Genomic DNA, 18,300 nt, shown 5'->3' on the forward strand with positions numbered 1-18,300 from the left:
GATAAACTTACTGGGGATTTTTATAGTGTTTTTAATAAACGTTTTCTATTTCTGATAGATATTGTTCTCTTGATTAATATCTGCCATAAATTGACTTGGGTCAATCATGATTGATTTAATGCTACTTTTGCTTTTTGGTATGATGAATTTATATTCTGGTTGTGCCCATCCCCATCCGTCTAAGATTGTTCTTTCGTATTGAACATATGGGTTTGGTTTATTCCAGTGCATTGAAGTATATGGAATGTAATAGGTTTCCATAGATCCATCATCATAAGTTACTAAAATATCTAGAGGCATGCCACTTCTTCCAATGCGCTTTAAGCTAACTAATGTTTGATCTTTTTGTACTTCTTCTACGAATTGAATAGCGTAATCAATTGTATTATTTGTTAGTGTCCAATCAATCATATACCAGTCTAAGACAGCTCCTGATACGCGTTCTGCTGTACGTTTGAAGTCATTTGGTGTAGGGTGGGTGTATTTGTAGTCTTCGTAGTATTTCTTTAATGTAGCCATCATATTATCCCAACCAATGATATAAGATAATTGCGTCAAAAAGATTGCTCCTCTACTATATGCTGAAGTTGAATATACTCTGTTTGTCAAGTAATGATCAGAATGAGTAGATAGCGGTTCGTGCATATTCTTTTCTACTAATCTATAGTAGCTTTTGTAGTTTGAAGCAAATGGATTAGTATCTTCTTGATCAGCTGGAGGTAATATTTTTAGCACAGCTAGATCCGAGATAAATGTAGTAAAACCTTCATCCATCCATTCGTGTTTAGTTTCATTTGTTGCTAAAGTCTGTTGAAACCAATTGTGGGCTAGCTCGTGTGCAGTTACACCTACTAAACTTTTAAAGTTGCGCTCTCCTGTAATTAAAGTACACATTGAGTATTCCATACCACCATCTCCACCTTGGATCACGGAGTATTGAGGATAACCATATTCTCCTACATTTTCATTAAAGAACTCCATCAATTGAGCCGTAATAGGTTGTAGTTTAGTCCAATTGTCTTTAATTTTATCGTTGTTTTTGTATAGAAAATGTAGTTTTACTCCGTTAGGTCCTTCGTAAGTATCGTGAATATAGTCATCATCTGCAGCCCAAGTAAAATCAAGTACATTATCTGCTTTGAAATGCCATGTAAGCGTTTTTTGTTTTTTGTGATCAGGAGCATCTACCCCTGCATCTTGATAACCATGTCCTATTTCATTGTTATTGATTAGTGTTCCTGTACCTCCTAAGGTATAGTTTTTATCAATTGTAATTTTGACGTCATAGTTACCCCATACACTGTGAAATTCTCTTCCTAAATATTGTTCTGTATGCCATCCTTCGAAGTCAAATTCTGCCATTTTAGGAAACCACTGAGCCATCGATAGGGCAATACCTTCTTTTGATTGACGTCCTGATCTACGGATCATTTTAGGTGCTTGTCCAGTAAAGTTTAAGGTTAATTCTGTTGAGTTATTTGGAGCTAATGGCTCGTTTAGTTCTACTTCAAGTAGAGTTCCAATGGTTTGATGATTGACGATTGTCTGACCATCTTGTTTTAAATTAGCCACTTTTAAGTAACCAATTTCATCTGGTTTTAGTTTAGAAATTCTACTTTCTGTAACTTTTCTACCTCGAATATTTTTTGTTTCAACCATGCGTGAATCAGGATCTGCAATGCTATTTAGCAATGCGTCCATATCACTCCCTGGTTGGAAAGCATTGTAGTACAAGTGATAATAAACTGATCTTAAAGTGTCGTTTGAATTGTTGGTGTAGATTAGTTTTTGCGTACCAGTATAAGTGAATTTTTTTACGTCAACTTTTACGTCCATTTCGTAATTTACATGTTGTTGCCAATATCCTGGGTTAGGATTATTTTGTGCACTTAGTGTAGAAAGTGTTGTAATCGTAATTGTTAGGGCTAGTAGTAGTTTCTTCATAATAAATTATAAAATTAAAACTCCACAATCATGTTTTTCTAATAATTGTGGAGTCTATAAAATGTTTGTGAGTTTTCTCTCAATTATTTTTTAGCTTTCGATAATTTCTCTGCTAGTAGTAACGCATTATAAGCATTAACGAATTTTCCTGATGTAGAAATTGATTCAAATTTACGAACCTCTTTTTTACTTCCTACAATCACTTCACGATTTACAGGTACTCCTGAATTCATAATAATTCTTTTTACCTCAGAAGCTGTAAATTCTGGATAGTACGCTCTAATTAAGGCTGCTACTCCTGCTACGTTTGGTGATGCCATTGAAGTACCTTGTAAATATTGGTATGTATTATTTGGTACTGTTGCATAGATTTTTACTCCTGGAGCAAATACATCCACATCATAGTGTCCATAGTTAGAGAATCTTGCAACCATATTTTTACCGAACTCTGGGTTTAATGCACCGACAACTAAAAAGTTGTCTGAAATTTCAGCTCCCATATTTACATTGTCGTTTGGATATCTTTCTACGCCACCTTCAATGTTTAAGTCCATAGCATCATTACCAGCTGCTACTACGATTAATACGTCTTTATCCTCTGCGTATTTAATCGCGTCTCTTACCCATTGACTGTTTTCTTCGTAGTATTTACCAAAACTTCCATTGATTACTTTCGCTCCGTTATCTACTGCATAGCGGATACCTAGTGCGATATCTTTATCGTACTCATCTCCATCAGGAACAGCGCGGATAGCCATAATCTCCACTGCATCTGAAGCTACTCCATCTCCTCCTAGGTCATTGTGACGTGATTGTGCTATGATACCAGCTACGTGTGTACCGTGTTTAGCTTCATTTCTATCTGGTCCTAACACATTGTTATCCCCGTAAATACGGTCATTGATATCAGTGTGATCATCACCAACTAATTTACGTCCATCATATTCTAGATTTAAGTGATGGGCTAATTTGCTTTCAATGGCTCCGTTGTATCCTTTTACCCAATCAGTATCTCTACCCATTTTGAATACACTGTACATTACATTTTTAGAGTGCTTAATATCGTCACTTACTGTATCATCAGCAGGGATTTTATCTAAGTCTTCTTGAGTGAATGTATCTTTGTCGAATAGTTTTGCTAAACGTTCATAAGCACGTAAGTAAGATTGTGCTTTAACAAGTTTTTCTTCAGCTTCTTTCTTTTCTTTGTCATATTGAGCAACTGCTCTTTTGTATTGTGCTGATCCATCATCTCCACGGCGAATTACACGTACCATTTCTACTGTTTCGTGTACTGAGTTTCCTAGGAAATTCCATCCGTGTATATCATCAACATAACCGTTATTATCGTCGTCAATATTGTTTCCTGCGATTTCTTTAGGATTATTCCAGATATGGTTTTTAAGATCGTCATGATCAATTTCAATACCTGAATCAATTACACCTACGACAACTTTTGAAGGAAGTTTTTTTCCTTTTAATAATAGTTCGTACGCCTTATCTACAGACATACCAGGCACTGTATCTGTCAAGATATCTAAGTGACTCCATCTCTTTAGTTGATCCTCTGTTAGTTTTGTAGTCCTTTTTTCTAGGTGATCTACATTCGTAATTGGAGAATAGTTTTGCGCATTCTCTACTGCTGTCTTCGTTCCTCCACAGCTTGTCAAAGCCAATGCTAAAGCAGCTGATAGGTATAAAGGTTTAATCAATCGCATTATAGTTAAATTTAAATTATCATTGTTATAAGTGCTAAAAATAAAAATAAGTTACATCTTGTCGATGTACTTAACACTAAATTAAGATATCATTAGCTTTTAGATTTTCATTTAGTCTTACTCCTTTCTCAGTGTGATGAACGGTGATGATTTCATTGTGAGCATCATGCTCTAAGAATAGATACCAGTTTTCGTCTGCTGCTTGTTGAAGAAATTTAGCTTTTTCATCAAGGGTAAGTAATGGACGTGTGTCATATCCCATAACGTAAGGAAGTGGAATATGACCGACAGTTGGAAGTAAGTCTGCAGTATAAGCTATTTTCATTCCTTTGTAATTTATGATTGGGATCATTTGCTTTTCGGTATGACCATCTGCAAAGAATATATCAAATCCAAGTTCTGAATTCGTCAGTAAGATTTCATTTGAACGCTTGATGAAATTTAATGCACCGCTTTCTTGAATAGGAATGATATTTTCTGATAAAAAAGAAGCTTTTTCACGTGCATTGGGTTCCGTCGCCCACTCCCAGTGGTTTTCATTTGTCCAGTACTTGGCATTCTTAAAGGCATTGACATATCCTGTACGACCAGTGTTCCAATTTACAGCTCCTCCTACATGATCAAAGTGTAAATGTGTTAGGAAAACATCTGTAATATCATCTCTGTGAAAGCCATATTTAGCTAATGAAGCGTCAAGGTTATGATCTCCCCAAAGGTTGTAGTAACCAAAAAACTTTTCTGATTGTTTGTTTCCCATTCCTGTATCTATGAGGATTAGCCGATTGCCTTCTTCAATTAGTAATAATCTAGCTGCTAGATCTATTAAATTATTGTTATCTGCTGGGTTTGTTTTATTCCAAATAACTTTCGGTACAACACCAAACATAGCACCTCCATCTAGTTTGAAGTTACCACTTTCTATAGCGTATAATTTCATAATTGTTTTAGTTTAATTGAGTTATGTGCAAATTAAGCAATTTATTTCTCCATCTGCTATTTTTTTGTAAAAGACTCTCTATATTGAGTCAGGTGGTAAAGTCTATGGTTAATACTATTTTTACAAATCAAACTTTTTTTAGGGTGTATATCTGTTAGGTATTATAATTGGGGATAAATTGATATTTTTTTTATTAAATAATTTGTACAATACTGAACTCAGAAACATTTTTAAAAATAATGTAACTTGTTTTTGCTCTTAAAGGTTTCAAAATGATAGTATTTGTTGCCTAGCTTGTGCTATGAGTGCAGTATCCCTGCAGTTTACTACCCCAGAAGTAGTTTCTTGGCAAGGTAAGTGCACGCATAGGTCAAGAACGCATGGAAAAAATATGAATCTAAGTAGATTATCAATTGCAGTAATCTTATCGACTTTAATAAGTAATGCTGATTAAAGTAATAGTTAATCTTATTTATAAAGCGTTTATGAATATTTGTTTGACGTCAGAATGGTCGAAAGTTAATGTTTTTTTAATGAAATAATGCAGAATTACTAATTTTGAAAACTGCTTACTAATTAGTTGTTTTTTTTCGAAAGAGTACTGATTTTCTCCCTAAATCGCATTTATTATAGTAATCGGTGATACATAATTACTTATTTATGTCAACTAGCATAGTGGAAGTGTTTATAGCTTTGTTTTTACTTATTAGGGTGATAACTGATTTTTTTTGTGTTTTGTCTTAAAGGTGTGGTCGTAGTCGTGGGTATTATTGTTAAAAGCTGTGAATGTTTGGTATATTATCTTTAATGTTCTTGAAATTTAGCGTTAAAGTTACAATCTTTGTGTCATAGTAAAAAAGATCGGTGTTTAGTGAAAATAACTAATTAGTTTTCAGTAGTTTTTTCACTAAACCACTACGTAAAGAATAGATTTATAGAATGTTCTAATAATAGTTTTTATTTATTTCAGTATTAAAACTTCTAATCGTTATTAATGTGTAGGTTATAGGGCAAACCATTTTTTTATAATACCTTTGCATAGACAATTTTAGAATCAATCTATTTATAAGTTACGTATGATAAAAGTATCAGATATAGCGAAGAAACATGTCGCACTAATGATGGAGGATGAAGGTTTTGATCCAGTTGCGGACTATGTTAGAGTTGGAGTTACTAGTGGTGGTTGCTCTGGCCTTTCTTACCAATTAAAATTCGATCGTGAAGTGTCAGAAGATGATAAAGTTTTTGAAGACAACGGAGTTAGAATAGTTGTTGATAAAAAGAGCTTCTTGTACTTGGTAGGAACTACTTTAGAGTATTCTGGAGGATTGAACGGAAAAGGCTTTTACTTTAATAATCCAAACGCAAGTCGAACTTGTGGTTGTGGTGAAAGCTTTTCACTATAAGACTTCAAGGTAGAAGGATGGGTGTATATCCATCTTTCTGTCCTTTTGATAATTAGTTTAAAAATAAATGAAGCGTACGAGAAAGTAGTGGCTTTTAAGTATAAACATATGAGTAAGTATACAGAAGAAGATTTAAAGAAAGAATTAGAAACCAAGGAATATGAATATGGGTTCTATACAGATATAGAGTCTGAGACGTTTCCTGTTGGTTTGAATGAAGGTATTGTTAGAGCGATCTCTGAGAAGAAAGGTGAACCAGAATGGATGACTGAATGGAGATTAGAGGCATTCCGTATATGGGAGTCTATGATCGAGCCAGAGTGGGCCAATGTGAACTATACTAAACCAGATTTTCAAGGTATCTCTTATTACTCAGCTCCTAAGAAGAAGGATCAGTATAAGAGTTTAGACGAAGTAGATCCTGAATTGATTGAGACTTTTAATAAGCTTGGTATTTCTATAGAGGAACAAAAACGTCTTTCAGGTGTAGCGATAGATATTGTGATGGATTCAGTTTCAGTAGCAACTACGTTTAAAGAAACATTAGCAGAAAAAGGAATTATATTTTGTTCTATTTCTGAGGCGATTAAGATGTATCCGGAGTTGGTTAAGAAGTACTTAGGTACTGTTGTTCCTCAAACGGATAACTTCTATGCAGCATTGAATTCTGCTGTTTTTTCTGATGGATCTTTCTGTTATATTCCAAAAGGAGTTCGTTGTCCAATGGAATTGTCAACTTATTTCCGTATTAATCAAGCGGGTACTGGTCAGTTTGAGCGTACTTTAGTTATCGCTGATGAGGGAAGTTATGTATCTTACTTAGAAGGTTGTACTGCACCGTCACGTGATGAAAATCAATTACATGCTGCTGTAGTTGAACTTATCGCTATGGATGATGCTGAGATCAAATATTCTACTGTACAAAACTGGTTCCCTGGAGACAGTGAAGGTAAAGGGGGAGTATTTAATTTTGTGACTAAACGTGGTCTATGTGAGAAAAATGCTAAGATTTCTTGGACACAAGTAGAGACAGGTTCTGCAGTAACTTGGAAATATCCATCATGTGTGCTTAAAGGTGATAATTCGATTGGTGAGTTCTATTCAATCGCTGTTACAAATAATTTCCAACAAGCAGATACGGGAACTAAGATGATCCATTTAGGTAAGAATACTAGATCGACAATTATTTCTAAAGGTATTTCTGCGGGTAAATCACAAAATAGTTATAGAGGTTTAGTACAGATTGGGCCTAGAGCAGAAAATGCACGTAACTTCTCTCAATGTGATTCATTATTGATGGGTAATGAGTGTGGAGCACACACTTTTCCTTATATCGAAGCTAAGAATACTAGTGCGCAGATAGAACACGAGGCTACAACAAGTAAAATTGGAGAAGATCAAATTTTCTATTGTAATCAACGTGGTATCCCTACAGAAAAGGCTATTGCTTTAATCGTAAATGGATTTTCTAAAGAAGTGTTGAATAAACTTCCAATGGAGTTTGCTGTAGAGGCTCAAAAGTTATTAGAGATTTCGTTAGAAGGAAGTGTAGGATAGTCTTCCGTTATTCAGCTTAGTTATACAAACAAAACCCCTCAATTAAATTAAAATATTATATGTTACAGATAAAGAATTTACACGCTAGTGTTGAAGATAAAGAGATATTAAAAGGAATTAACTTAGAAGTTAAAGCTGGAGAAATTCATGCAATTATGGGACCAAATGGTGCTGGTAAAAGTACCTTATCGTCTGTGATCGCTGGAAATGAAGCATTTGAAGTTACCGAAGGTGAGATTATTTTGGAAGGTGAAGAATTAGGAGAATTAGCTCCAGAAGAAAGAGCTCATAAGGGTGTTTTCTTATCGTTTCAATACCCTGTAGAAATTCCGGGTGTTTCAGTTACAAACTTTATGAAAACAGCTATCAACGAATCGCGTAAAGCTCAAGGCTTAGAAGAGATGCCTGCAAGTGATATGTTGAAGAAAATTAAAGAAAAAGCGGAGCTTTTAGAGATTGATAGAAAGTTTTTATCACGATCTCTAAATGAAGGTTTTTCTGGAGGAGAGAAGAAGCGTAATGAGATTTTTCAAATGGCTATGTTAGAGCCTAAGTTAGCTATCCTTGATGAAACAGATTCTGGTCTTGATATCGATGCATTGCGTATCGTAGCAAACGGTGTAAATAAATTAAAAAGCAAAGACAATGCTATTATTGTAATTACACATTACCAACGTTTGTTAGACTATATCGTTCCAGATTTCGTACACGTGTTACACGATGGTAAAATCGTAAAAACAGGAGGTAAAGAATTAGCTTTAGAATTAGAGGAAAAAGGATATGATTGGATTAAGTCTTCTGTTGAATAATTAGAAGCACCAATTAACTGATTCAATCATTTCTAACAGTAAGTAATATATGGAACTTAAAGATAAATTTATAACGTCATATGCTCCCTTTGAAGCACAAATCATTGGTGAAGTTGATGCGTTAAGAAAAATACGCTTAGAAGGTCTAAAAACTTTTGAAGCAAAAGGATTTCCTACTAAAAAGGAAGAAGCTTGGAAATATACGTCATTGAATTCTCTTTTAAAGAAGGAATACAATATTCTTCCAGCTGCAGTTTCGATATCTAAAGAAGAGGTTAAGGAGTTTTTCCTTAAAGATACGGATACGTATAAATTAGTGTTTATCAACGGAGTTTTAGCTGTTGAGTTGTCTGATTATACTTCAGATATCGCTACTATTCTACCGATGTCAGTAGCTTTTAAAAATGAAGAAACTCTTTCACTTTTAAATGAGTATTATAATCAAACAGTTAATAAAGATGATTCATTAACTGCTTTGAACACTGCGTTTGCTGCGGAAGGTGCATTTATTTATGTAGGGAAGAGTAAAGTTGTAGATAAACCAATTGAACTTGTATACTTGAGTACCTCTACAGAAGAGGCAGTTTTTACTCAACCTAGAAACTTAGTTATCGTAGGTGAAAATGCACAAGTAAAGATTGTTGAAAGACATCAAAATATCGGAACAGCTGATACTATCACTAATGTAGTGACTGAAATTTATTCAGAAAAGCACGCTCTATGTGATTATTATAAATTGCAGAATGATGTAGCAGCTGCGAATTTGATTGATAACACATATATCAAACAAGGAGATTCGAGCCGTGTTTGTGTTCATACGTTTTCTTTTGGCGGTAAATTGACACGTAACAATTTAAACTTCTACCAAGAGGGCGAGCATATCGACAGTACATTGAAAGGAATTACAATTATCGGTAATAAACAACATGTAGATCATTATACGTTAGTTTCTCATAATCAGCCTAATTGTGAAAGTCACCAAAATTATAAGAGTATCTTTGATGATAGTGCTGTAGGTGTATTTAATGGTAAGATTTATGTAGATAAGATTGCTCAAAAAACGGATGGATTCCAACAAAATAACAATATTCTATTGAGTGATAAAGCGACAGTTTATACGAAGCCTCAATTAGAAATTTTTGCTGATGATGTGAAGTGTTCTCATGGTTGTACAATCGGACAACTTGATGATGAAGCAATGTTTTATATGCGTCAAAGAGGTATTCCTCAAAGAGAAGCTAAGGCTTTATTAATGTACGCATTTACAGAGGAAGTAATGAGTAGCATTAGTATTCCATCTCTTCGATTGATGATTGCTAATCTGATTGCTTCTAAGTTGGGAGTATCGATGGACTTTGAAATTTAATTTCTATTTATTTTATAATGAAGAATAAGGTTATTTCTATTTAGAGATAGCCTTATTTTTTTGCTATAAAAAAGAAACCAGACTATGTGGGGAAATTAGTCTGGTTATCTAAAGAAAAAAGTTTGTTGTTTTTGTTGTACTGATATTATATCGAATATTATACCACTTTTAGTTTAAATTACTATTCTAGTAGTTTAACTTCTGAATTAGTATGTTTTTTAAGAGATGTGTTTTTTATTATATCGTTTTGTGATGAGGAGGAATAGTAATCCTAGTAATGGTATTAAGGTCAAGAGAGAGTATTTAAGTTGATTTAAGCTACCTTTTCAATTTAATGCTATATTATCATAAAGGAAAAGTATTAAGGTAAAAAAAGGGAATTCAATTGAATTCCCTTTTGTATATTTTGTAGTTGTTCTTATGATTCACAACTGCTACAGGTAACTAAGTTAGTTACCATTTCTTTAGAGACACTTTGACTTCTTTGATAGTAGAGTGTTTTTACACCTAATTTCCACGCTTCTATCATTAAGTTGTTTACTTCTTTGATTGGTAGAGAAGAAGGAATATTTAAGTTAAGACTTTGTGCTTGATCTACATATTTTTGACGAACAGCAGCTTGTTGTATAATTTCTAGTTGACTGATTTCTTTAAATGTTTTGAAAACATCTTTTTCTTCTTGTGATAAACCATCAATCTGTTGAACACTACCTCCATTTAACATGATGTTTCTCCAGGTTTCTTCATTGTCCAAACCTTTACTAGCAAGTAATTGTGTTAGGTATTTATTCTTGCGCATGAAGTTACCTTTTGAAAGTCCTGCTTTGTAGTAGTTACTACTAAACGGTTCAATACCAGGAGATGTTTGTCCTAAGATAGCTGATGAAGACGTAGTAGGTGCTATGGCCATAGTAGTTGTATTGCGTCTTCCATAACCTTTCATGATTTCAGGTTCTCCATAGATACGAGCTAATTCTTGAGAAGCTTTGTCTGCTTTTGAGCTGATGTTTTCGAATATCTGATTAGTAAGCATTTTTGCTTGTAAACCTTCAAAAGGAATCATATTCTTTTGAAGATATGAGTGCCAACCTAGGACACCAAGGCCTAAAGCTCTGTGGCGTTTAGCAAAGCGATTAGCAGCAGTTAGGTAGTAATTACCTTCAGTTTTTTCGATAAACTCTTGTAACACTGCATCTAAGAAGAAAATAGCTAGTTTAACAGCTTCTGTATCTTTCCATTCATCATATAGTTCTAAATTCATTGAAGATAGACAGCAGATAAATGATTCATCATCTGATGATGGTAACATGATCTCAGAGCAAAGATTACTTGCGTTTACACGCATATTAAGGTCTTTGTACACCTGAGGTTTATGCCCATTTACGTTATCAGAGAAGAGTAAGTAAGGCATACCTTTTTGTTGGCGACTTTCTAGTACCTTAGCCCATAACTGTCTTTTTTCTCTATCTCCATCGATCATTTCCTGCATCCAGTAATCTGGAATGCAAACACCATAGAACAAGTTTTGAATAGGGTTACCAATATTTTTAATGTTTAAGAATTCTTCACAGTCTGGATGGTCGATGTCTAGGTAAGCTGCAAAAGCCCCGCGACGTACACCTCCTTGTGAGATTGTATCCATAGCTGTATCAAATAACTTCATAAAACTTACAGCTCCACTACTTTTACCATTATCGGTAACAGCACTTCCTCTCTCACGTAACGCTCCAAAATAACCAGATGTACCCCCACCAATTTTAGTTTGCATGATAACCTCCCCTAGTTTATGGGTAATACCTTCTATCCCATCAGGAATATGCACGTTAAAACAAGAAATAGGTAAACCTCTTTCGGTACCCATATTGGCCCAAATAGGAGAGCTTAAACTCATCCATCCTCTTTCTATCATTTCTTGAAATGATTCTTTTAGTTCGGGTTTATATAATCTTTTTGCAGCTGCTGTTGCGATGCGATCGATAGCCCCTTCAACAGTTTCTCCTTTAAGTAAGTATCCGCGATTTAATATTTGCTCACTTTCTGAGTTTTTCCACCAAAGTTTTTCTCTCAGGTTTTTATCGTCTTCTATTTGTAGTGGTAGTGAAAAGTTATTCATATTTTTATTAAGTAAGTGTGGATAGAATTTTTTTGATTAGAATAAATCGTCAGCTGTAAAGCTTTTGTCGTGTTTAGTATAATCTACCGGACGTTTGGCAAAGAAATCATCTAATGAGTTAGCAAATACATCTTCTTCGAACCATTGTAGTGGTTTGTATTGCTCAGGAGTGATATCAAATACTTTGTTTAACCCAATCTTTTCCATACTTTCATCAACTCTGAACTTCATAAAGTTGAGTAGATCATGTTTGCTTACTGTTTCAATCTCACCGTTTACAAAGATCCAATCCAATATTTTACTCTCAATTTCTATCGAATGTATAATTACATCATTTACATGGTTAATTAGTTCTTCATCAAAGAAATCAGGAAACTCTTCTCTAATGAGATTGATAATATAGATACCTGCATTAGCGTGTACTTGTTCATCAATAGAAGTCCATGCAATAATATTACTTACGTTTTTCATTAATCCTTTAAATCTTGTAAAGGATAGGATAATAGCAAACTGGCTAAATAGAGAAACGTTTTCAATTAGTAAGGAGAAAAGTATTAGTGATACTACGTATTTTTTTCGATCCGTATTATTACTTGAATTTTCTAATACTTTTGATAAGTATTCTACACGTTCTTTGATTACAGGTATTTTAAGTAAGTCTTCGAACTCATCATTATACCCCAAAACATCTAAAAGTCTAGAGTAGGCTTCTGAGTGTCTAAATTCGCATTCAGCAAAAGTACTTCCAAGTCCGTTAAATTCAGGTTTTGGAAAATGTTGATATAAATTTCCCCAAAATGTTTTTACAGCGACTTCAATTTGTGCGATAGCAAGTAAACTGTGTTTAATTGCAATTTGTTCTTCTTTGGTTAAATGTGAATGAAAATCTTGTGTATCTGCAGTGAAATCTACTTCACTATGCACCCAAAAGGATTTATTAATAGCATCTGTAAATTGGTATATACCTGGGTACTCGAAGGGCTTGTAGTTAACTCTTTTATCAAAAATGGACATAGCAATATTTTTAAGTTAGTTTAACTTTAGTTCTTTTTATAAGAAAGTGTAGTAAAGTACACTATATTAGTCGATTAAGAAGTCAGCTATATACGAAAAAAAACTAAAAAAACTTATGATTTTATCTTAGCTAAGATAGGACATATTGTCTGGGATTTCAAATTCTGGATATTATTTTCTGTATTTTTGTTATCAACAATATTTTAATAACTTAATGCTAAGAAGAGTTTGAATTGTCAACTTAAGATTGGTTTGACTGATGTAGTTGTTTTTTTTAGGTTTTTGATTTCTTTCATCGTTGTTTTTAAACAAAAGCAACGATAATCGTTAAAAATTTTCAGGTGATATTATTTCCTTTTTCGTATACTATTTAATTATTGCTTGTTCTTCAATTTTTTTTCAGTAGTCTACCGAATATACTAAAGGCTATAATTTCAGTGAGTAATTATGCGACGTATTTTTTATTGTTTAAAATAATTCTTGATAAAGTCTTTTATTTCAGCTATTCTATTGGAAATAAAACATATTTAGATTAATATTAAATAAATATTTTATAGTGGAAAGTATACTATTGCTTATATTTGTTTGCAAATTCTGCATTTAAAATAGATGTAGAAATGAAGAGTAATAAAACTGAAATGTAGTATGTTAGATATAAAAGCAATAAGACAAGACTTTCCTATACTAAGCAGGGAAGTAAATGGAAAACCTTTAGTGTATTTTGATAATGCAGCTACTGCTCAAAAGCCTAAAGTAGTAGAAGAAGCTATTAAAAATTACTACGAGACAATAAATGCCAATATTCACCGTGGTGTTCATACTTTAAGCCAGTTAGCAACTGATGCATACGAGGAGTCAAGGCTTAAAATTCAACAACATGTAAATGCTAAGCATAGTCATGAGATTATTTTTACGGCAGGTACTACATTTGGTATTAATCTCGTTGCTAATGGATTTGGAACGTTGTTAAAGGAAGGAGATGAAGTGATTGTTTCGGCTTTAGAGCATCATTCGAATATAGTACCATGGCAATTTGCTTGTGAGAGATCAGGAGCAAAATTGAGAGTTATCCCAATGAATTTGGAAGGAGAGTTAATCCTGTCAGAATATGATACATTATTATCTGAAAAAACAAAGGTTGTAGCAATAACACATATTTCTAATGCTTTAGGTACAATTAATCCTATTAAGGAAATTATCATTAAGGCTCATGCTGTAGGAGCCGCTGTTTTAGTAGATGGTGCACAGGCTACACCTCATATTAAGCCAGATGTTATTGATTTAGATTGTGAATTTTACGTTTTCTCTGGACATAAAATATGCGGTCCTACGGGTACTGGAATTTTATACGGTAAAGAGGAATGGTTAAACAAATTGCCTCCTTACCAAGGAGGAGGAGAAATGATTAAACAAGTTACTTTCGAAAAGACAACATACGCTTGTTTGCCTCATAAGTTTGAAGCTGGAACTCCTAATATTTCAGGAGGTATTGTATTAGGTCATGCTATTGATTATTTGAATGGTATTGGATTTGACAATATTGCAGCTTATGAAAAGGAATTATTGGATTATGGAACAGCTCGTTTGTTGGAGATTGATGGATTGAAGATTTATGGAACAGCAAAAGAAAAAACATCGGTTATTTCTTTTAATATAGCTAATATTCATCCTTATGATATAGGGGTGATTGTGGATAAATTGGGGGTTGCTGTTCGTACAGGGCACCATTGTACACAACCAATCATGGACTTTTTTGAAATTCCTGGAACGATACGAGCTTCATTTAGTTTTTATAATACTAAAGAAGAAATAGATATTTTGGTAGAAGCTGTGAAAAAAGCACAGACAATGTTATCATAAAGAATAGATTAAAATAATTAATAATATGACAATCAAAGAAGCACAAGAAGAGATCATTGATGAGTTTTCAATGTTCGACGATTGGATGCAACGTTACGAGTACATTATAGAATTAGGAAAAAGTTTACCCTTGATTGATGAGAAGTATCAAGTAGAGGAGAACTTAATTAAAGGATGTCAATCACAAGTTTGGTTACATGCTGAAGAAAGAGAAGGTAAAATTTACTTTACAGCAAATAGTGATGCTATTTTAACGAAGGGAATAATAGCTATTTTAATTCGTGTATTCTCTGGTCAAACTGCAGTGAATATTACAGCTGCTAACTTAGATTTTATAGATGAAATTGGCTTAAAGGAGCATTTATCTCCAACACGTGCTAATGGGCTAGTTTCGATGATTAAACAAATTAAAATGTATGCTTTAGCTTATCAAGCGAAGAGTTAATAATATTGAGCAAATTATGGAAGAAATAGATGTACAAAAGTTAGGGGAAGACATCGTACAAGTATTAAAAACAATATATGATCCAGAGATACCTGTTGATATTTATGAGTTAGGATTGATTTATGACGTATTTGTAAATGAGACTTATGATGTAAAGATTTTAATGACTCTTACTTCTCCGAATTGTCCTGTAGCAGAATCTCTGCCAATGGAAGTAGAGGAGAAGGTAAAAGCAATTGACAATGTAAAGGGCGTGGAGATCGAATTAACTTTTGAACCAGCATGGACAAAAGATTTAATGAGTGAAGAGGCTCAATTAGAACTTGGAATGCTTTAATATGGAAGGAGAAATTGTAAATAAAGTAGCGAATAGCTCATTAAAAATCTTTGATTTAGAGGATTATTATCCTGTGAATCAACGTATGCAGATTGATATATCTCAATGGCTTTACGAAGGTTTTGTCCTGAGAGAAAAAGAGTTTAGGGCAAGTTTAAAAGAAGTTGACTGGTCAATGTATCAAGATGCATATGTAGGTTTGAATTGTTCTACAGATGCTATTTTACCTGGTTGGACGTATATGCTTTTGACAAGTTATTTACAGCCATTTGCTAAACGTACTTTTATTGGATCTGTTGAAGATATTGAGAAATCTATCTATCAAGAGATATTATTTGCTATTGATTATTCTGAATATAAAGATTTACCTGTAATTGTTAAAGGCTGTTCTAATAAAACAATTCCTGAGGAAGCATATGTATTAGCAACTCAATTAATCATGCCTTACGCGCGTTCTGTTATGTTTGGTGAAGCTTGTTCGGCTGTGCCTATTTATAAACGAAGTTCTAAGCAATAATCGTAATATTTGGATTTCTATAATTTGTTAGTATTTTTGTTTCTAAAATTTAACAATATGAACAAAGTATTACTAAGCTTATTCGCAATTTTTGCATTTAATGCTACTCATGCTCAAGAAGCATCAGACAAAGAAGTAACAAGTCCTTGGAAATCAAAAGGTAACTTCGCTGTATTAGTAAGTCAGTCAAGTTTCTCAAATTGGCAAGCTGGTGGAGATAACAACTTCTCTGGTAACTTAAATCTAAATTATGATTTAAATTATGCTAAGGATGATTTAACTTGGGATAACAAATTAATTGTGAACTATGGTTTTACAAAGTTAAAAGGGGAAGATCAAAAGAAAACAAATGACCGTTTAGAGTTTAACTCTTTGTTAGGTAAACAAGCAAGTAATAACTGGTATTATTCGATGTTCTTGAATTTTAAGACGCAAATGGATACTGGTCATGATAAAGGAGGATTAAGAAACTCTCACTTTATGTCGCCTGCTTACTTACAAGTAGGACCTGGTCTTTTGTGGAAGAAAAGCGATAACTTAAAGGTTAATATCGCTCCAGCTACTTCTCGTTTTATTTTTGTACATGATCACTTTACAAAAGATGCGGCTGCATTTGGTGTTGATCAAGGTAAATCAATGAAATACCAACTGGGGATGTCGATCAACGGATACTATAAAACGGATATTATGGAGAATGTATCGGTTGAAAATATCTTAAACCTGTACTCTAATTATCTTAAAAAACCTGAGAATGTTGTAGTTGATTATCAATTAAATGTAGTTATGAAGATTAATAAATATCTTTCAACTAATTTTACATTTCAAACAATTTATGATGACCAAGCGTATAAAGGATTTCAATTACGTGAGGTGTTAGGTGTTGGACTTAGCTATAACTTTTAGTCAATAAATTGACAATAAAATTTTAAGGGACTGATATCGAAGAGATACAGTCCCTTTTTATTCTTATAAATGTTTACGTTTACAGCAATTGAATTCCTTCACTTTCTGTTTGTAGACGTACTTCTTCTGGCCATATACTCGCTTGAACTTCTCCGATATGTCTTTTCTTTAGTAAGAATAAACAGATTCTAGATTGTCCTAATCCACCACCAATTGATAAAGGTAATTGGTCAGTAAGCAAAAGACGGTGATAGTATAGTTTTGATTTATCTATAGAATCTGTTAGTCTTAATTGGTGTTCAAGGGCTGATTTATCTACACGTATACCCATAGATGATAGTTCTAGAGAACGATCCAGTTCATAATCCCATACTAATAGGTCTCCATTGAGTCCGTGATATTGTTCTTCTGAAATAGTACTCCAATCATCGTAGTCACTAGAGCGACTATCATGAGCTTCTCCATTGCTTAATTTATGACCTACACCAATGATAAATACAGCGCCATATTCTTTCGTTATAGCGTGTTCTCTATCTTTTGGATCTAGGTTAGGGTACAGTTGCAAAAGTTGCTCAGAATGGATAAAAGATAGCTTTTGAGGCAACGTACGTTTATATCCGTATGTCTCATAAATAGCCTCTTCTGTTTTTAGCAACGATTGATAGATTAAGCGAACAATCTTTTTTAAATAACTTAAGCTACGATCTTGTTCATCAATTTTTAGTTCCCAATCCCATTGATCAACATATATTGAGTGAATAGGGCTGCTATCTTCATCTGGTCTTAATGCACGCATGTCTGTAAGAATACCTTCATGAGCATCCAAGGATAGTTCTTTTAAACGTATTCTTTTCCACTTCGCCAGTGAATGTACAACTACTCCATGATTGTTGTTTAGAAACTTTACAGGGAAGGATACAGGGCGCTCAATGCCGTTCAAGTCGTCATTGATTCCTGTACCTTCATTCACAATCATTGGAGAGGAGATAGGGTACAAATTCAATGCATCACACAAGTTTTCTGAAAATGTCTTTTTTACTAGTGCAATGGCTCTTTCGGTTTGTAAAATTTCTTGTTTACTCATAATATTAAATTTAGTTTTCTTTTAGTACAAATAAAAAAAGCTCCTCATAAGAGGAGCTTTAAACGGATAATGAATAATATATTAATTAACTTAAATCATTACAATAGCATACCTCTTCGAATCGTACGGCTGATTCAAATTATTATTAGAGATATTATTGTTTAATGATTGATACATATAATCGTAATTATTTTATATAAGTGTAAATGTAGTAAAAAAATATTTTAATTAATCGTCTAAATTATTTTTTTACAACGTGAATTCAAGTTATAAATGCAACATTAGTCATT

At 33.4% G+C, this 18,300-nt stretch carries 15 protein-coding genes; 9 read left to right on the top strand and 6 right to left on the bottom strand.

What is annotated here, in order from left to right:
- Positions 1 to 45: 45 nt before the first annotated feature.
- The 3 genes from GJV77_RS11500 to GJV77_RS11510 form a co-directional block, all read right to left on the bottom strand.
- Positions 46 to 1,944, bottom strand: a complete 1,899-nt coding sequence (locus tag GJV77_RS11500) for a M1 family metallopeptidase (protein ID WP_155036507.1) — start codon at positions 1,942 to 1,944, stop codon at positions 46 to 48.
- Positions 1,945 to 2,027: 83 nt separating this feature from the next.
- A complete protein-coding gene (locus tag GJV77_RS11505) occupies positions 2,028 to 3,662 on the bottom strand; it encodes a S8 family peptidase (protein ID WP_155036508.1) in 1,635 nt (544 codons plus the stop codon).
- A gap of 76 nt (positions 3,663 to 3,738) precedes the next feature.
- The gene (locus GJV77_RS11510; protein WP_155036509.1) at positions 3,739 to 4,599 is read right to left on the bottom strand and encodes an MBL fold metallo-hydrolase; all 861 of its coding nucleotides are present in this window, start codon (positions 4,597 to 4,599) and stop codon (positions 3,739 to 3,741) included.
- A gap of 1,076 nt (positions 4,600 to 5,675) precedes the next feature.
- Here GJV77_RS11510 and GJV77_RS11515 point away from each other — a divergent pair.
- The 4 genes from GJV77_RS11515 (at position 5,676) to sufD (ending at position 9,737) form a co-directional block, all read left to right on the top strand.
- The gene (locus GJV77_RS11515) at positions 5,676 to 6,005 is read left to right on the top strand and encodes a HesB/IscA family protein (RefSeq protein WP_155036510.1); all 330 of its coding nucleotides are present in this window, start codon (positions 5,676 to 5,678) and stop codon (positions 6,003 to 6,005) included.
- Positions 6,006 to 6,113: 108 nt separating this feature from the next.
- On the top strand, positions 6,114 to 7,562 hold the full coding sequence (gene sufB / locus GJV77_RS11520) for a Fe-S cluster assembly protein SufB (protein ID WP_155036511.1): 1,449 nt from the start codon (positions 6,114 to 6,116) through the stop codon (positions 7,560 to 7,562).
- Between the two features lie 59 nt (positions 7,563 to 7,621).
- Complete coding sequence (gene sufC, locus GJV77_RS11525; RefSeq protein ID WP_155036512.1) at positions 7,622 to 8,371, top strand: Fe-S cluster assembly ATPase SufC; 750 nt, start codon at positions 7,622 to 7,624, stop codon at positions 8,369 to 8,371.
- 49 nt (positions 8,372 to 8,420) lie between these two features.
- Positions 8,421 to 9,737, top strand: a complete 1,317-nt coding sequence (sufD, locus tag GJV77_RS11530) for a Fe-S cluster assembly protein SufD (protein ID WP_155036513.1) — start codon at positions 8,421 to 8,423, stop codon at positions 9,735 to 9,737.
- A 418-nt stretch (positions 9,738 to 10,155) separates the two neighbouring features.
- Here the strand turns inward: sufD and GJV77_RS11535 are convergent, their stop codons facing one another.
- Positions 10,156 to 11,850, bottom strand: coding sequence for a ribonucleoside-diphosphate reductase subunit alpha (locus GJV77_RS11535; RefSeq protein WP_155036514.1), 1,695 nt, complete (start codon positions 11,848 to 11,850; stop codon positions 10,156 to 10,158).
- A 36-nt stretch (positions 11,851 to 11,886) separates the two neighbouring features.
- Positions 11,887 to 12,864 carry a ribonucleotide-diphosphate reductase subunit beta gene (locus GJV77_RS11540; protein ID WP_155036515.1) on the bottom strand — a complete coding sequence of 326 codons (978 nt, stop codon included), beginning with the start codon at positions 12,862 to 12,864 and terminating at the stop codon, positions 11,887 to 11,889.
- A 645-nt stretch (positions 12,865 to 13,509) separates the two neighbouring features.
- On the opposite strand from GJV77_RS11540, the gene GJV77_RS11545 reads away from it, so the two are divergent.
- Genes GJV77_RS11545 through GJV77_RS11565 form a run of 5 tightly spaced genes read left to right on the top strand, consistent with a single transcriptional unit; the run spans position 13,510 to position 16,926 of the window.
- On the top strand, positions 13,510 to 14,724 hold the full coding sequence (locus GJV77_RS11545) for an aminotransferase class V-fold PLP-dependent enzyme (RefSeq protein WP_155036516.1): 1,215 nt from the start codon (positions 13,510 to 13,512) through the stop codon (positions 14,722 to 14,724).
- Positions 14,725 to 14,749: 25 nt separating this feature from the next.
- A complete protein-coding gene (locus GJV77_RS11550) occupies positions 14,750 to 15,169 on the top strand; it encodes a SufE family protein (RefSeq protein WP_155036517.1) in 420 nt (139 codons plus the stop codon).
- 16 nt (positions 15,170 to 15,185) lie between these two features.
- Positions 15,186 to 15,506, top strand: a complete 321-nt coding sequence (locus GJV77_RS11555) for an iron-sulfur cluster assembly protein (RefSeq protein ID WP_155036518.1) — start codon at positions 15,186 to 15,188, stop codon at positions 15,504 to 15,506.
- A gap of 1 nt (position 15,507) precedes the next feature.
- A complete protein-coding gene (locus GJV77_RS11560; RefSeq protein ID WP_155036519.1) occupies positions 15,508 to 16,023 on the top strand; it encodes a DUF2480 family protein in 516 nt (171 codons plus the stop codon).
- 57 nt (positions 16,024 to 16,080) lie between these two features.
- Positions 16,081 to 16,926, top strand: a complete 846-nt coding sequence (locus GJV77_RS11565; RefSeq protein ID WP_155036520.1) for a DUF3078 domain-containing protein — start codon at positions 16,081 to 16,083, stop codon at positions 16,924 to 16,926.
- A 79-nt stretch (positions 16,927 to 17,005) separates the two neighbouring features.
- Here GJV77_RS11565 and asnA read toward each other — a convergent pair whose 3' ends face one another.
- Entirely contained in the window at positions 17,006 to 18,010 is a 1,005-nt protein-coding gene (gene asnA, locus GJV77_RS11570) for an aspartate--ammonia ligase (protein WP_155036521.1), read from the bottom strand.
- Between the last annotated feature and the right edge of the window lie 290 nt (positions 18,011 to 18,300).

This window comes from Myroides pelagicus, from assembly GCF_009711055.1.
Lineage (GTDB): Bacteria > Bacteroidota > Bacteroidia > Flavobacteriales > Flavobacteriaceae > Flavobacterium > Flavobacterium pelagicum.